Raw genomic sequence first — 16,801 nt, forward strand, 5'->3', positions numbered from 1 at the left:
TGACTTGTCTAAACTGTAAAGAGAAAAATTCTAATTTTTTTGTTGAAAGCGTTTTTTCGTTGTATAATAAAGCTACAACCAAAGGAGGTTTTTATCATGAGCGAATCGTACAAGAATATTTTAGTTGCTGTAGATGGTTCCGAGCAGGCTGAAAAAGCATTTGAAGAAGCAACCAAGATCGCTAAACGAAACAATGCTGCTTTACATGTTTTATATGTGATTGAAGAAATGGGCAACTATTTTGGCGAATTAACGATGTCGATGGGTACAGTGATGGAAGAACTGCGGGTAAAAGAAGAAGAAGAAATGAAGAAACGCAAAGATCAGGCTCTCGATGCTGGTGTAATCAATGTGTTCACGTATGTGATGTATGGATATCCTAAAACATTGATTGCTGATTTTTCAGAATCTGAAGAACCGATTGACTTAATTGTGATTGGTCGAACTGGGTTGAATGGATTCCAACGAATGATGGTAGGCTCAACAACTTCTTATGTCGTCAATCATACAAAAGCCAACGTACTGGTGGTCAATCATACAATGTAAGTAACTTAAATAAATGAACAATCAGAAAGTTATCTATCTTTTTATAAATATTTGAAGATATAGCAAAAAACTTAAATAAGAACAATAAAAAAAGGGGCTATTTGGAATAATTCCAGACAGTCCCTTTTTGTTTTAATAGTGATTATGACGTCATGATCATTGGTAAAATCATTGGATGACGTTCTGTTTTTTCAAATAAGAATGGCTGTAAAGCAGCTGAAATCGCATCACATAATTTTGCTTCTGTACAGTTTTCATCACGGAGAGCTTCACGAATCGCATTAAACAATAAACGCTGACCTTCATGGATCATTTCTCCTGATTCTCTCATATAGACAAAGCCGCGTGATAAAATATCTGGACCAGCTAAAATTTCTTTGTTTTTGATATCAACTGTGGCAACAGCTAAAACGAGTCCTTCTTCAGAAAGAATACGACGGTCGCGTAAAACGACATTTCCGATGTCTCCCACACCATTCCCATCAACATAGACATCATTGGCATTAAAATGACCAGCGATATGGGCATCATCAGCTGTTAAAGCTAAGACGTCGCCATTTTCCATGATAAAGCAATTTTCTGCGGGAACGCCAACGTCCTGTGCCAGTGAAGCGTGGATTTTCAACATTCTAAATTCACCATGAACGGGAACGAAGTATTTAGGCTTCATCAAACGCAACATCAATTTTTGTTCTTCTTGTCCACCGTGACCAGAAGTATGGATATTATTGATTTTACCATGGATCACCTCAGCACCCGCTTCTGAAAGTAGATTGATCAAGCGGTTAACGCTTGTTGTATTTCCAGGAATTGGAGAGCTTGAGAAAATAACGGTGTCTCCAGGCTGAACAGAGATTTGACGGTGAGTACCGTTAGCGATACGACTTAGTGCCGCCATCGGTTCACCTTGAGATCCAGTACATAAAATCATCGTTTCTCCAGCAGGAAGCTGATTTAATTCAGAGGCATCCACGAATGTCCCTTTAGGCACATTGATATAGCCTAACTGTTCACCATTAACGATCGCATTTTCCATGCTTCGACCAAAGACGGCAATTTTGCGTCCAGTCTTAACAGCAGCATCTGCTGCTTGTTGAAGACGGAAAATATTTGAAGCGAAACTGGCAAAAATGATTCGTCCTTCTATTTTTTCAAATATTTTCAAGATAGAAGAGCCAATTGTTTTTTCTGATTTTGTAAAGGTTGGAATTTCGGCATTTGTACTATCTGACAATAGACATAATACGCCTTCTTCACCTAATTTAGCCATACGGTGCAGATTTGCAGGCTCACCGACTGGCGTGAAATCAAACTTGAAATCTCCTGTAGCAACGACATTACCTGATGGTGTTTTAACGACAACACCTAAAGCGTCCGGGATACTGTGCGTTGTACGGAAAAAGCTGATGGATGTTTTACGAAAACGGATGACTGTATCTTCGTTGATCTCATGTAGATCAGCATCTCTTAACAAACCGTGTTCATCCAATTTATTTGTGATCAAAGCTAAGGCTAATGGACCAGCATAGATTGGGATATTCGCCTGACGCAAAAGAAATGGTACGCCTCCAATGTGATCCTCATGCCCATGTGTGATGATCAACGCTTTAACTTTATGCAAGTTTTGGACGATATAGCTATAATCTGGAATAACATAATCGATTCCTAATAGATCATCTTCCGGAAATTTGATACCGGCATCGATAATGATGATCTCATCTTGGAATTGAACCCCATAAGTGTTCTTTCCGATTTCGCCCAATCCGCCGATTGCAAAAACGCCGGTTTCATTATTTTTAATATTTACTTTCATATTAAAACTCCGTTAATGAGAATTCCGCATGCTCTTGTTCATAAGCTAAATGATTTTCATCAAGTGCTTGGATGTACTCAATATTGTATGGGGTATTTTCTTCTACTTGTTGGCGTACGATAACATCATTTTCAGCCTCAACATAGATTGATTTTGTATCTTCTCTTTTTGGGTTGCGTGTTTTTGTCTCTTGGTAATAAACTTTATAGATCATAAGTATCTTCTCCTTTATCTGCCGCAGCAGTTGATTATGTATGTCTTATTTTTTACAGTAATTTTGAACACAACAAAACGAGGTGGCTGACCACCTTAAAAAACAATTGCCATCAAAAACATTCGTTGATGATGAAATGAAGCCTCGACTTTGCTTCATTGCTCTTACTTTATGGAAATTATCTTTCTTTCAACCGTCCGTTGTGTTGTACTGAACAACAATTAATAAGTATTTTATCACAGAATAATAAATAAGTATAGAAACAGACTTATGACTTTAAAGAAAAACTTAGGATCGTTCGGACTTTTCTGCTTCTTTGCCGTTCTTTTTATTGAAGTATAGATTGAGTGCAATCAAGTGGGCCACATAAACGAAGGTCAAAGTCATCGTCATAAACGGGTTGCGTACGATCAAGCAAGGGATCGCAAAAACAATAAATAAGGTAGTGAATAATTTTACCCGTCCCATAGGAGTGATTTTCTTTTCCACGATCGACTCTTGAATATACTTTTGATAATGATTGGATCCGATAAATTTTGCATATAATCTTTCCGAACTACGCATCCAGAAAAAGGCTGTCAGCAGATAAAAAACAGTTGTGGGCAAAATAGGTAAAAAAATACCTAATGTACCTAAAACAAAAGTCAAACTGCCTAAAGAAATATAAAGAATTTTTTTCATTTATATATGTCCATCGCTTTCATATAGATAGTCTAAAAATTAAGGAATCACCATTATACCACAGCAGAAGCTCTTCTGTTTTTCCTTCATATAAATCAAGTGGAAATTTCGCTTAAATATAATTTACCTACCCCTTATACTTATGCTATAGTGGGAGTACTGGATCAAAAAATGACAGAGGAGATGATTGATTGAAATTGATGTGGCGTTACACGATGAGATACAAGAAGCTATTGTTTTTAGATTTCATTTGTGTGTTTGGATTTATTTTGATAGAGCTTGGGTTACCAACGATTTTAGCACGTATGATCGATGTTGGTATTAAAAATAACGATTATGATTATGTAAAGCAGCAGGGAATATTGATGATTGTGATCACTGTTATTGGGGTAGCGATGAATATCATGCTGGGATATTTTGGTGCACGGATAACGACGAATATCGTTCGGGATATTCGCGATGATTTATTTGAAAAGGTACAGACTTTTTCTCATCGTGAATATGAAACGATCGGTGTTTCCTCATTGATTACAAGAACAACGAATGATGCGTATCAAATCATGTTGTTTATGGGGAATATTTTACGTATCGGATTTATGACACCGATGATGTTTTTTGTTAGTTTGTTTATGGTGGTGCGTACGAGTCCGTCTTTAGGCTGGTTTGTATTGGGGGCTTTGCCATTTCTTTTAATCGCGGTTGTTTTGATTGCTAAAGTCTCTGAACCATTATCCAATAAGCAACAAAAAAATCTAGATGGAATCAACGGTATTTTACGAGAAAACCTTTCTGGCTTGCGCGTGATTCGAGCTTTTGTCAATGAAAAATTTGAGGAAAGTCGGTTTAGCAAAGTCAATGAAGAGTATACGAAAAGTTCAAAAAGCTTGTTCCGTTTGATGGCGGCAGCACAACCGGGCTTCTTTTTCTTATTCAATATCGTGATGGTATTGATTATTTGGAATGGTGCGCTTCAAATCGATCATGGCAGTCTGCTAGTTGGGGATTTGATTGCTTTTATCGAGTATATATTCCATGCGTTGTTCTCATTTATGTTATTTGCAAGTGTCTTCATGATGTATCCGAGAGCAGCTGTTTCAGCTCGTCGGATTCAAGAAGCATTTGATATGGAGCCTGTGATTCGCGAAAATGAAGCAGGAGTGACAGAAACAGAAACGAAAGGCTACTTAGAGTTTAAAAATGTAACCTTTGCTTATCCGGGTCATTCTGAAAGTCCTGTGATCCGCAATGTGAGCTTTAAAGCGTCACCGGGTGAAACAGTTGCCTTTATTGGAAGTACTGGGAGCGGGAAATCAACATTGATCCAGCTGATCCCGCGCTTTTATGACGTGTCAGAAGGTCAAGTCTTACTTGATGGTATCGATGTACGTGAGTATAAGTTAAGTGCTTTACGAAACAAAATTGGTTATATTCCGCAAAAGGCCTTACTCTTTACTGGAACGATCGCAGAAAATATGCGCTACGGAAAAGAAGATGCAACATTAGAAGAAATGGAGCTGGCAGCGGATATTGCTCAAGCTTCAGAATTTATTTCACAAAAACCAGATGGTTATGACGAACTGCTTTCAGAAGGCGGAACAAACTTTTCTGGAGGACAAAAACAACGTTTAGCGATTGCTAGGGCTGTGATTCGTCGTCCGGAAGTCTATATTTTCGATGATAGTTTTTCTGCATTGGATTATCAGACTGATGCTAATTTAAGAGCACGATTGAAAAAAGAAACAAAAGAATCGACAGTCTTGATCGTTGCACAGCGTGTGGGCACGATTATGCATGCTGATAAAATCATCGTTTTAAATGAAGGTGACGTAGTCGGTATCGGTACGCACCGTGAATTACTTGAGAATTGCCCAATCTATTATGATATTGCGGCTTCTCAATTGTCAGAGGAGGAATTAGCATGAAAAACGCATTCTCTTCTATAAAACGTTTAGGTAGATACGTCAATCCTTACAAGGGGACATTTATCTTAGTGATTATTTTTACGATTCTGACAGTTGCTTTTAATGCGGCGATGCCTTATGTCTCTGGTTTGCCGATCACAGAAATCAGTAAAAATGTAGCAGCCGGTGAAGGGCTGAATTATCCATATATCATCCAATGCCTGATTTGGATTTTGATTGTTGGGATCGGTTATTGTGCGGCACAATTTTTATCAGGGTATTTGATGGCATCCGTGGTTCAGCATTCGATGCGTGATCTACGTACCGATATCGATGAAAAAATCAATCGTTTGCCTGTATCTTATTTTGATAAGAATCAGCAAGGAAATATTTTATCTCGTGTGACCAATGACGTAGATGCAGTAAGTAACGCGATGCAGCAAAGTTTTATCAATATTGTATCTGCCGTATTGGGGATCGTGATGGCGATCGCAATGATGTTTTATATCAATTGGTTGATGGCAGTGATTTCTCTTGTGATGATCCCGTTATCACTGTTTATTTCAAAAACCATCGTTAGCTTCTCTCAAAAATATTTCCAAGGGATGCAAAATGCACTTGGTGATTTGAACGGATATGTTCAAGAGAATATGACAGGTTTTAGTGTATTGAAATTGTATGGTCGTGAAAAGGAAACATTGAATGGCTTTAAAAAGGTCAACCATAATTTAAATAATTTTGGGTTTAAAGCATCGTTTATTTCTGGATTGATGTTGCCCCTTGTGCAGATGACTGCTTATGGAACGTATATCGGTATGGCTGTTTTAGGAAGTTACTACGTTATTACTGGTGTGATCGTTGTGGGTCAATTACAAGCCTTTATTCAATATATTTGGCAAGTAAGTCAGCCGATGGGGAACATTACCCAATTATCCGCTGCTTTGCAAAGTGCTTCGGCAGCGACAACACGAGTTTTTGAAATTTTAGACGAGCCGGAAGAAGAATTGAATGAACAAGATGTTCCTTTACCAGCGGAACTACATGGTTCTGTTCAGTTTGAAAATGTCAGCTTTAGCTATGATCCTGAAAAACCGTTGATCAGAAACTTGAATTTTGAAGTAAAAGCTGGTCAAACAGTGGCGATTGTCGGACCTACTGGAGCAGGTAAAACAACCTTGATCAATTTATTGATGCGTTTTTACGATGTAAATGAAGGAGCCATCAAAGTTGACGGGATCGATACGAAAACCATGAATCGAAGTGATGTTCGCTCTGTTTTCGGCATGGTTTTACAAGATGCTTGGCTATACGAAGGAACGATCGCGGATAATATTCGTTTTGGTAAATTGGATGCAACGGATTATGAAATCGTCGATGCAGCCAAAACAGCGAATGTCGATCATTTTATCCGTACGATGCCGGATGGTTATGATATGGAAATCAATTCTGAAGGCGATAATGTTTCCTTAGGTCAAAAACAATTACTAACGATTGCCAGAGCCGTGATTTCTGATCCGAAAATCTTGATTTTAGATGAAGCGACAAGTTCTGTCGATACTCGTTTAGAAGCGCTGATCCAAAAAGCGATGGATCGCGTAATGGAAGGGCGCACAAGCTTTGTGATTGCTCACCGTCTTTCAACGATTCGAGAAGCGGATTTGATCCTTGTGATGAATCAAGGAGAAATCATTGAAAAAGGCACACATAATGAATTGCTTGAACAAGGCGGTTTTTATGAAAAACTTTATAACAGTCAGTTCGCTGAAGACGGCGATTACGATTAGTATCTACAAAAGGACATCAATTTTGATGTCCTTTTTTTTCGTAATTTGAAGGAACATATTGATCTTACTATTTCATAAAATTTGTTATACTAAAGAGAATAGAAGAGGTGGATCAGATGACAAAAGAGTATTTTATTGCACCAAGTGCTGACGTATATGGAAATGTGGAATTAGCCAAAGATGTTAGTATTTGGTTTCAAGCGGTACTAAGAGGAGATAATAATATTATTAAGATCGATACAGGAAGTAACGTTCAAGATGGCACGATCATTCATGTCGACTTGGATGCATCAGTTAGTATCGGCAAGAATGTAACGATTGGACATCACTGTATGCTCCACGGCTGTACCATTGAAGACGGCGCGTTGATCGGTATGGGGTCAACGATTTTAAATCATGCAAAAATAGGTAAAAATAGTTTGATTGGGGCAGGTTCTCTAGTCACAGAAAAAGTCGAAATTCCAGAAAATGTACTAGCATTTGGACGTCCAGCCAGAGTGATACGACCACTGACGAGAGAAGAAATTCGTAAAAATAAAGAAAATGCTCAACATTATATCGAACGCTCAAAAGAATTTCTTGAAGAAAAATATCCCCGTTTAACATGAAAGGATGAATCGCAGATGAAAAAAATCAAAGTAATGACCGTATTCGGTACTAGACCAGAGGCTATTAAAATGGCGCCGCTTATCAAAGAACTAGAACAGCATCCAGAACAATTTGAGTCTGTAGTGACTGTTTCTGCCCAGCACCGACAAATGCTGGATCAAGTCCTGGCAGATTTTCAGATCACACCGGATCATGATTTAGATATCATGAAAGCTGGACAAACACTCGCTGATATCACAAGCCAGGTACTGACTAATTTAACAGCCGTCTTACAGGCGGAAAAACCAGATATTGTATTGGTTCATGGTGATACAACGACATCATTTGCGGCTGCTTTATCTGCTTTTTATCATCAGATCACGATCGGACATGTCGAAGCAGGATTACGTACGTGGGAAAAATATTCTCCATTTCCAGAAGAATTGAATCGTCAGCTTGTAGATGATTTGACTGATATCTATTTTGCGCCCACAATGGAAAGTAAAGAAAACTTATTAAAAGAGAATCATCCAGAAGAGCATATTTATATCACAGGAAATACAGCAATCGATGCTATGGCTTACACAATCACTGACGATTATCAGAATGAGGTTTTGGAAACAGTCGGAGAAAATCAGCGTTTGATTTTAATGACGATGCACAGACGTGAGAATTTAGGGAGACCGATGGAGCAGGTATTTAAAGCGGTTCGTCAGTTAATTGAAGAAAATCCTGATATCGACGTGGTTTTCCCGATGCACAAAAACCCGAAAGTCCGTGAGATTGCTGAAACTTATTTAGCTGGGTTAGACCGGGTTCACTTGATCGAACCACTGGATGTCGTCGACTTCCAAAATCTTGCTGCACGAAGCTACTTGATTTTGACAGATTCCGGCGGTGTTCAAGAAGAAGCACCATCTTTAGGTGTTCCCGTGTTGGTCTTAAGAGATACAACAGAGCGTCCGGAAGGCGTCAAAGCTGGGACATTAAAACTGGTAGGAACAGATCAAAAAATCGTCTATCATACAGTCACTGAGCTATTGACGAATGAAATGGCCTATAAGGAAATGGCTCATGCCGAGAATCCTTATGGTGATGGTAATGCAAGTCAGCGAATTCTTGAAGCGATCGCGTATGAGTTCCAGCAAACACAAAAGGCCCCCTCTGCTTTTCAATCTTAAAAATAGTTAAATAATAGAGTAGGAGTGATCTATATGTACTTGAATATTAGTGAAGAAGCGAAACAAAAGTTGATGCCGTATACGAAAGATCAAGCAGTGATTGTTTTGGATTTGGATGATGGTGTAGGAAAATACTCAAAGATGGGCGTTTGTTCCTTAGATACAAGCTTTCGGATTTTATTACTGGATCAAGCGCAGGATCGCTCAGATTTTAACGCCGCAGTAGAATCTGATTTAGGAACAATTTACATCAAGGATTACTCACATCGGTATTTGGATAAGGAAATGACATTAGCAGTTGATCCTCGGTTGCAGGTTCTAAAGCTAAACAGTTCTAGTGGGGTTTTAGATGGAAATGTTCCGATCGTGGATTTAAGAGGAGAATGAAAAAGAGTGCGAAACAAAACGAAAAATCAGTTTTATTTCGCACTCCAAAAGGTAATAAATGGTGGTCGAAAGTTAGGTTATTCAGTAATTTCTCGGAGTTGAATACCTCTGTTTCCAACGTTTATGCGTTTTAAAAAGGACTGGGACATAACTCTATGAGTTACGAACCAGTCCTTTTTCACTTCAACTACTCAACCTCTTTAATTCGGTCTTTTTAAATCAAATAGTCCATCAATATGAGCAAAGGTTGCACCTGCTAGTCGAGCAAGCGGATTAAATTTTTCAGGTAAAATATATTCATTCTCTTGATCAAAAATCTCTTCATCGAAATAAAAGTCAGTGATCTCAACGATAAACAAATCCGTAATGATCTGCTCTTGTTGATTTTTGATAGGAACATATTGATGCAGCCGAGCCTCCATTCGAAGCGGAGCAGCTTTAATCCCTGGGACCTTAACAGAACGACTTTGGACTGTTTCGATCTGATTCAGAGTGATTTCACTTTGTTCAGATGGCAGTGGAGCAGAGGTTTGATTCATTTGTTCAACGTGTGAATCGTTGATTAAATGAATGACTAGCTCTTTTGTATCCAGAATATTTCGAGCAGTATCTTTCATCTCTTTGTTTTGTCTAAGAATAGATAACGTTGCTAAGGGAATTTCAGAGGCTGCAGCATTGAAAAAACTAAAAGGTGCAGCATTGATCACCCGAGACTCATGATTCATAGATGTTACCCACGCAATTGGGCGGGGAATGATACTGCCCGATAAGAATTTGTAACTCTGTTTTTGTGATAAATTCTCTGTTGAATAATGCAGCATTATTTTTCTCCGTTCTTATATTTAACGTTGGTTGTTGGCATCAGAAGTGTCAAAGGGTCGAACATCTGCTTCGATTTCTGATCGTTTTCCTTCTAAAAATGGTGGTAATGATAATTTCTCTCCAGCGGCTTCATACGTTTCATCTTCTAAGAAACCAGGACCGTCAGTCGCTAATTCAAACAAGATATGCGGTGCTGCTCTGAAGTAGTCAGATTTAAAATAGAAACGTTCAACAAAGCCAGAATTAGGGAAGCGTAGTTTAGCGATTTTATCGATCCAAAAGCGTAAGGCATCCTCATCTTCCACACGTAGTGCTAAATGATGCACATTTCCAAAGCCTTCTTGTGCTTCTGGAAGATCTTCACGATGTTCGACGATGATGCTGGCACCATTTCCGCCTTCTCCTACTTCAAATAAGTGAAAACTTCCTTCCGCATCGACTAACTTAAAATCCAGTACATCAGATAATACCAACTGCATATGCTCAAAATTTGTTACAGTCACAAAAACTGGACCTAAGCCGATCAACGCATGCTCAGCTGGAACATTCGCTTTTTTCCAGGGAACACTGGCAGCAACACCATGGTTCTGTTCATCTGAAATTAGTTGATAACGTTGATTATCGAAATCTTCAAATTCAAGATATTTTTTTCCGAAACGTTCTTGAATTGGACCGTGATCGATGCCATATTTATTAAAACGATCGACCCAGTAGTTTAAAGAAGTATCGCTTTTTACACGAAAAGAGGTACGAGAAATAGTGTTCGTTCCCTTTGTTCCCTTAGGCAAACCAGGAAAATCAAAAAAAGTCATATCCGTACCGGCAGAGCCTAAATCATCTGCAAAAAATAAATGATAGGTTTGAATATCATCTTGATTGACGGTCTTTTTGATCAAACGTAAACCTAAGATATCGGTAAAAAATTCATAAATCTTTTCTGCACTAGATGTCATTGCTGTAACATGGTGAATGCCCTTGATCGTTGTATTCATAATAGAAACCTCCAAATGTTTTAAATAATGAACTTACTAAAAGTAAGTATACAGTAAAATAGTTGATTTATCAACTACTTTGACTTTCCCTAACTATTGATAGAATGTTGAAAGAAGAGTAAGATGAGAATAATCATTCTATTAGCGAAAGTAGGGAAAAAAATGGAAGAGAAAAAAACGTTTCATATCAATGGATACATCGCTTTAGTTGTTTTGATCATATTGATTGTGATTGGCGGTTATTGTTTTTATTTTGGGGTAACAGATGAAAGTATTGCAATGATCACAGTCAGTATTGTTTTGTGGGTTATTTCCGGATTATTCTTAAGCTCGTTGACGATCGTCAGCCCGAATCAAGCCAAAGCCATTTTATTTTTTGGACAGTATTTAGGAACAATCAAGGAAAATGGTTTATTTGTGACGACTCCTTTAACTCAAAAAATCAATGTTTCATTGAAGGTCAGAAATTTTAATAGTTCTTTGCTGAAAGTCAATGATTCAGATGGCAATCCAGTTGAGATTTCTGCAGTCATTGTTTTCAAAGTCGTTGATACAGCGAAAGCATTGTTTGATGTAGACCGTTATCAGGATTTTGTGGAAATTCAGAGTGAAACAGCGATCCGTCACATTGCTACACAATATCCGTATGATACATTTAACGACGATGACTTGACCTTAAGAGGAAATACTAATGAAGTCTCAGAAGAGCTAGCCAAAGAATTGCAAGAGCGTTTGGCTGTTGCAGGAGTAGAGATCATTGAAACACGCTTGAATCATTTGGCATATGCGACTGAGATCGCTAGTGCTATGCTGCAAAGACAACAAGCCAAAGCGATTTTATCCGCACGTCAAATTATTGTTGAAGGTGCAGTATCTATGACACAGATGGCCTTAGAGCAAATTGAAGATGGACAAGAAATTAATTTTACCGATGATCGTAAGGTTCAATTGATCAATAATTTATTAGTTTCAATCATTACCGATAAAGGCACACAACCTGTCATTAATACAGGCGATGTGACTGAGCGCTAAAGAAAGTGAGTTTTTTATGAAGTATACGACGATTTTATTTGATTTAGATGGAACGATCACAGATTCAGGTGAAGGAATCATAAATTCTGTGAGCTATGCATTAGAAAAAATGAAGTTACCTATTCCTAATAAGGAGCAACTCTATTCATTTATTGGACCGCCATTAAATGAATCGTTTCGCAAGCTTTTTTCTTTGGATGAGCCAGCTATTGAGCAGGCGGTGAGTTACTATCGCGAAAATTATCAGATCAGGGGAATGTATGAAAATCATGTGTATGATGGCATAACAGAATTACTGAATGAATTGAAGTCAGCTGGTTGCCAGCTGTATATTGCTACATCGAAACCAGAAGTTTATGCCAAACAAATTTTAGCTCATTTCGATTTAGATGCTTATTTTGCTGGCATATATGGTGCGAGCTTGGATGGCAATCGCTCAAAAAAAGGGGACGTAATACGTTATGCATTATCGTCCGCAAAGATTACTTCATTAGAAAAAACAGTGATGATCGGCGATCGTAGTCACGATATCATTGGGGCTAAAGAGAATCAGCTGGACAGCTTAGGTGTGTTATACGGATTTGGAGATCATGAGGAATTAACAATTGCAGGAGCGGATCACCTTGCAAAAAATCCGAAAGAAATAGCAAACATTATTTTAGAAAAATAGAAAAAGAAGAGGCTGGGACAGAAACTTATCTCCGAAAGGATTGCTTCTGCTTCAGCCGTTTATTCAGTTATGAAGAGCCTGAAATATAACTAGGAAAGTTATATCTCAAGCTCTTCTTTTTTTCTAATCAGGTAAATGATCATAAGCTAGACGGTCAATGATCTTTTTGTGCTCTGGATATGAAGAGAGGAGCTGCTTTTTTGTAAACAATTCAAAGTCCTGATAATCAAATCCAGGTGAGACCATACAACTAACTAAGGCAAACGCTTGATCAGTGTCAACCGTTGAACCGAAAATCACATTTTTAGGAACGACAGCTTGTAACACCTCTCCTTTTTCCAGATTATCCCCTAAATGAATGACTTCATAATGACCATCGGGGTGAAGTAAGTGGATACTGAGGGATGAACCCGCGTGATAGTACCAGATTTCATCAGATTTCAACCGATGGAAATGTGAAGGATTTTCATTCGTTAAAAGAAAATAAATACTTGTATAATAGGGTCTAGCTACTCTTTCAGAAGTTTGTAGTGACTGATCACTGCGCAATACTTGTTTGAAATACCCCCCTTCTGAGTGAGGTTCTAATTGTAGCTGTTCGATCCAATACTGTTGATCTTTTTTCATAAAAATACCTCCAGCTTTCTTTTTTATCAAATTTTATAAAATGATTGATTATTCAATCTTATCATGAAACACCACCGTACGGTTGCTTGAAAGTAGTGCTTCGCTTCCTTTTTTTAAGTAATGCAAATATTTAGTGATAAAGAAATCAACATAGTTTCCGCGTGAATAGCCATTTCTTGTATTCCACCTGCTTCTATTATAACGATATTTATTTATAAATTAGGCTCAAATTCTGAGCTTTTGATGAAAAAAATTAAATATTCTCAAATATTTTAGCCAAACGCTGATAAATTGAAAAAAGAAAGCCTTTTCTTCGGTTATAATTAAGTTCAATAAATCACATTTAAAGGAGAGTCTTATGAGCAAATTAAAAACAGTTATTGTCGGTACAAATCACGCAGGTATCGCTGCAGCAAACACATTGTTGGATAATTACCCAGATCAAGAAGTTGTTATGATCGATCGAAATACAAATCTCAGCTATTTAGGGTGCGGGACAGCGCTTTGGGTCGGTCGTCAAATTGAATCATACGAAAATCTTTTTTATACGAATAAAGAAGCTTTTGAAGCAAAAGGCGCTAAAATCTATATGGAAACAACGGTTGAGCGGATCGATTTTGACAAAAAAGTCGTTTATTGTAAAAAACACGATGGAACAGAACTAACAGAATCCTATGATAAATTGATTTTAGCAACTGGTTCAGCACCGATCAATCCAGACATTCCTGGAAGAGAGTTAAAAAATGTAGAATTCCTGAAACTTTTCCAAGATGGACAAACCGTGGATGCCGCAATGGCTAAAGCAGAAGTCAAAACAGTGGCAGTGATCGGTGCAGGCTACATCGGAGTTGAAATCGCCGAAGCAGCGAAACGCCGTGGGAAAAATGTCTTATTATTTGATGCAGCTGAAAGATGTTTACCAAATTACTATGATCAGTGGTTTACAGACGACATGGATAAAGTGTTGGCAGATAACGGAATCGAACTTCATTATAATGAGCTGGCAAAAGAATACAAAGGTAGTGAGCAGGTCGAAACACTTGTGACAGACAAAGGAGAATACGCTGTTGATCTAGTGATCAATGCAATTGGATTTAGACCAAATAATGGATTAGGTAAAGATCATTTGGAATTGTTTGCTAATGGCGCGTATCTGGTGGACCTTCACCAACAAACAAGTGACCCTGATGTTTATGCCGTAGGTGATTGTTCAACGATCTTCTCTAATGCCGTTCAGCAAACAACATATATTGCACTAGCAACAAATGCTGTCCGTTCAGGGATCGTTGCTGCACATAATGTTGGCGGAACAGCGCTTGAATCCATCGGTGTTCAAGGCTCAAATGGGATTTCTATTTTTGGCTATCATATGGTTTCGACTGGTTTGACTGTACAGGAATCAGAAAAACTAGGTTTGAAAGTCAAACATACAGAATTTGAAGATTTGCAAAAACCAGGCTTCATGAAAGAAAACAACTCTGTGAAAATCAGAATCGTTTATGAAGAAGAGTCACGTAGAATCGTTGGTGCTCAAATGGCCTCTTACGAAGATATCTCAATGGGCATTCATATGTTCTCCTTGGCGATCGAAGAAAAAGTGACTATCGATAAATTAAAACTATTAGATATCTTTTTCTTACCGCATTTTAATCAACCATACAACTACATTACGATGGCGGCTCTTAGCGCTGAGTAATTGTTTGATCAAGTAGCTTTGAACCGAATGTTTACAGGCATTTAAAGGGACTAAGGGCGACTCATTGAGTTGTACTTTAGTCTCGTTTTTTGAGTAAAAGCAGTACAAGCAAATCTTACAAGTTGGTGACTTTTCTCTAAAAAAGTTTAAATTTAAAAAGCTTTCATGTATAATGGTAAAAGTTAAAGACGATACATAGAAAGTAAGGAGGATTTGTTTTGGCAGAAGATAACCAAAATAATCAAGATCATTCCAACTCTTCATTCAAAGATCAAGTGCTACGTTCTTTACGCGGCGAAGAGATCGGTAATGATGATTCAGCTTCCTTTGATCATAACGCTAATCAATCACAGCATAATGAAGCAGAATATCATAAGACTGAACATACAGAGCAACTTAATCATACAGAGGAGACACCTGGCATACCTGAGATCGAACCCGTAGGCTCAAGAAGTTCCGAGCAACCTAAACGGACTGAGCAAGCAAAATCAGCGAATCCAACACAAACTCAGGATGAAAAATCGAAGAAACGTACAAGAAAAAAAGAAGATCGGATCGTAGGACGGATCGTGTTGATCGTAGCCTCAGTCTTACTTTTAGTGATTGCGATTTTTGGTTTTACGTTTTATAAATATGTCACAACAGGCTTGGAGCCATTGAATAAAAAAGATTCCAAACTTGTGCAGGTCCACATCCCTGAAGACTCTTCTAATAAGAAGATCGCGAATATTCTTGAAGAAAGTAAAGTCATCAAAAGTGGTATGGTATTCAATTACTATGCCAAGTTCAAAAACCTAACTGATTTTCAAGCAGGGTATTATCAAATGTCGCCAGATATGACACTTGATGAAATCGGAGCCCTTTTAAGAGAAGGCGGCACTGCAGAGCCTACACAATTGGCAGACGGCAAGGTGACGATTCCAGAAGGCTTTGATATCGATAAGATCGGAGATGCCATCGAGAAAAATACAGACTTCAAAAAAGATCAATTTATCGAATTGATGAAGAATCAAGAATTTTTTGATGCGATGAACCAAAAGTATCCGGAATTATTAGGTAGCGCTGGAGAGGCAGCAGATGTCCGTTACCGTTTGGAAGGCTATTTGTTCCCAGCAACATATGATTACTATAAAGATGCGAAGATCGAAGATTTTGTAGAACAAATGATTGCAAAAACCAACAGTGTGATGGAAGCATATCTACCAATGGTGCATGCAAAAGGAATGACGATCCAGCAAGTCTTGACATTAGCGTCCTTAGTTGAAAAAGAGGGTGTCAAAGAAGATGACCGCAAAAAAATTGCGCAGGTTTTCTTCAATAGAATTTCAGCAAATATGCCGCTACAATCTGATATTTCTATTTTATATGCTTTAGGAGAGCACAAAGAGCTAGTGACATACCAAGACTTAGAAGTCGATTCACCCTATAACTTATACAAAAATACTGGTTATGGACCGGGACCATTAGATAGTCCAAGTGAGCAGGCGATCAATGCTGTATTGAATCCAACACCGAATAATTACCTGTATTTTGTAGCAGATATTTCAACAGGAAATGTATATTTTGCAGAGACATATGAAGAGCATCAGGAATATGTAGAGAAGTATGTAAACAATACAGAAACTGAAAAAAGTGAATAATAGTTAAACATGCGTATCTTAATTACGAGCCAACCTAGAACATAGGCGGGGCTCGTTTCGCTTTCCCATCAAGCCGCAAAAAAGAACTAGCTGATTTAATTGAATTACCATAAAAAAATAAGCGAATATTATTTACAATTTGCTTAAAGCGTGGTACTCTTTTGTGGATTGAATACGGAATTTCAAAAAAGACTAAAATAAAACATAGTAGTAGATTAAGAAGGAGA

16 protein-coding genes are annotated in these 16,801 nt (G+C 38.0%); 10 read left to right on the plus strand and 6 right to left on the minus strand.

The window, feature by feature from the left end; all coding sequences use genetic code 11:
- The first annotated feature begins 96 nt into the window (after positions 1 to 96).
- Positions 97 to 546, plus strand: coding sequence for a universal stress protein (locus CC204_RS17060; protein ID WP_088271273.1), 450 nt, complete (start codon positions 97 to 99; stop codon positions 544 to 546).
- A gap of 142 nt (positions 547 to 688) precedes the next feature.
- Here CC204_RS17060 and rnjA read toward each other — a convergent pair whose 3' ends face one another.
- From rnjA to CC204_RS17075, 3 genes are all read right to left on the minus strand, one after another.
- Complete coding sequence (rnjA, locus tag CC204_RS17065; RefSeq protein ID WP_088271274.1) at positions 689 to 2,359, minus strand: ribonuclease J1; 1,671 nt, start codon at positions 2,357 to 2,359, stop codon at positions 689 to 691.
- 1 nt (position 2,360) lies between these two features.
- Positions 2,361 to 2,573: a DNA-directed RNA polymerase subunit epsilon gene (locus CC204_RS17070; protein WP_010770914.1), complete on the minus strand. Its 213-nt coding sequence runs from the start codon at positions 2,571 to 2,573 to the stop codon at positions 2,361 to 2,363.
- Between the two features lie 288 nt (positions 2,574 to 2,861).
- The gene (locus tag CC204_RS17075; protein WP_088271275.1) at positions 2,862 to 3,254 is read right to left on the minus strand and encodes a YbaN family protein; all 393 of its coding nucleotides are present in this window, start codon (positions 3,252 to 3,254) and stop codon (positions 2,862 to 2,864) included.
- A gap of 191 nt (positions 3,255 to 3,445) precedes the next feature.
- On the opposite strand from CC204_RS17075, the gene CC204_RS17080 reads away from it, so the two are divergent.
- The 5 genes from CC204_RS17080 to CC204_RS17100 all read left to right on the plus strand — a co-directional run bounded on the left by CC204_RS17080 (position 3,446) and on the right by CC204_RS17100 (position 9,095).
- Positions 3,446 to 5,176, plus strand: coding sequence for an ABC transporter ATP-binding protein (locus CC204_RS17080; protein ID WP_088271276.1), 1,731 nt, complete (start codon positions 3,446 to 3,448; stop codon positions 5,174 to 5,176).
- Positions 5,173 to 6,939: a multidrug efflux ABC transporter subunit EfrB gene (gene efrB / locus CC204_RS17085; protein ID WP_088271277.1), complete on the plus strand. Its 1,767-nt coding sequence runs from the start codon at positions 5,173 to 5,175 to the stop codon at positions 6,937 to 6,939. The genes CC204_RS17080 and efrB overlap by 4 nt, the downstream gene beginning before the upstream one ends.
- A 116-nt stretch (positions 6,940 to 7,055) precedes the next feature.
- Complete coding sequence (locus CC204_RS17090) at positions 7,056 to 7,547, plus strand: gamma carbonic anhydrase family protein (RefSeq protein ID WP_088271278.1); 492 nt, start codon at positions 7,056 to 7,058, stop codon at positions 7,545 to 7,547.
- Positions 7,548 to 7,562: 15 nt separating this feature from the next.
- Positions 7,563 to 8,708: a non-hydrolyzing UDP-N-acetylglucosamine 2-epimerase gene (gene wecB / locus CC204_RS17095; protein WP_088271279.1), complete on the plus strand. Its 1,146-nt coding sequence runs from the start codon at positions 7,563 to 7,565 to the stop codon at positions 8,706 to 8,708.
- Positions 8,709 to 8,741: 33 nt separating this feature from the next.
- Entirely contained in the window at positions 8,742 to 9,095 is a 354-nt protein-coding gene (locus tag CC204_RS17100) for an iron-sulfur cluster biosynthesis family protein (RefSeq protein ID WP_088271280.1), read from the plus strand.
- A 200-nt stretch (positions 9,096 to 9,295) separates the two neighbouring features.
- Here the strand turns inward: CC204_RS17100 and CC204_RS17105 are convergent, their stop codons facing one another.
- Together CC204_RS17105 and CC204_RS17110 are read right to left on the minus strand one after the other, a co-directional pair.
- Positions 9,296 to 9,916, minus strand: coding sequence for a flavin reductase family protein (locus CC204_RS17105; protein WP_088271281.1), 621 nt, complete (start codon positions 9,914 to 9,916; stop codon positions 9,296 to 9,298).
- A gap of 21 nt (positions 9,917 to 9,937) precedes the next feature.
- Positions 9,938 to 10,909 (minus strand): ring-cleaving dioxygenase, encoded by a 972-nt coding sequence (locus CC204_RS17110; RefSeq protein WP_088271282.1) that lies wholly within the window; start codon positions 10,907 to 10,909, stop codon positions 9,938 to 9,940.
- Positions 10,910 to 11,071: 162 nt separating this feature from the next.
- Between CC204_RS17110 and CC204_RS17115 the strand changes: the two genes are divergently transcribed.
- Positions 11,072 to 11,941, plus strand: a complete 870-nt coding sequence (locus CC204_RS17115) for an SPFH domain-containing protein (RefSeq protein ID WP_088271750.1) — start codon at positions 11,072 to 11,074, stop codon at positions 11,939 to 11,941.
- A gap of 16 nt (positions 11,942 to 11,957) precedes the next feature.
- Complete coding sequence (locus tag CC204_RS17120) at positions 11,958 to 12,611, plus strand: HAD family hydrolase (protein ID WP_088271283.1); 654 nt, start codon at positions 11,958 to 11,960, stop codon at positions 12,609 to 12,611.
- 123 nt (positions 12,612 to 12,734) lie between these two features.
- On the opposite strand, the gene CC204_RS17125 is transcribed toward CC204_RS17120, so the two are convergent.
- A complete protein-coding gene (locus tag CC204_RS17125; RefSeq protein ID WP_088271284.1) occupies positions 12,735 to 13,238 on the minus strand; it encodes a cupin domain-containing protein in 504 nt (167 codons plus the stop codon).
- Between the two features lie 358 nt (positions 13,239 to 13,596).
- On the opposite strand from CC204_RS17125, the gene nox reads away from it, so the two are divergent.
- Positions 13,597 to 14,934, plus strand: coding sequence for a H2O-forming NADH oxidase (nox, locus tag CC204_RS17130; protein WP_088271285.1), 1,338 nt, complete (start codon positions 13,597 to 13,599; stop codon positions 14,932 to 14,934).
- Positions 14,935 to 15,365: 431 nt separating this feature from the next.
- The gene (gene mltG / locus CC204_RS17135) at positions 15,366 to 16,574 is read left to right on the plus strand and encodes an endolytic transglycosylase MltG (protein ID WP_373285347.1); all 1,209 of its coding nucleotides are present in this window, start codon (positions 15,366 to 15,368) and stop codon (positions 16,572 to 16,574) included.
- Positions 16,575 to 16,801 lie beyond the last annotated feature (227 nt).

It is taken from the genome of Enterococcus wangshanyuanii (genome assembly GCF_002197645.1).
GTDB classification, from domain to species: domain Bacteria; phylum Bacillota; class Bacilli; order Lactobacillales; family Enterococcaceae; genus Enterococcus_L; species Enterococcus_L wangshanyuanii.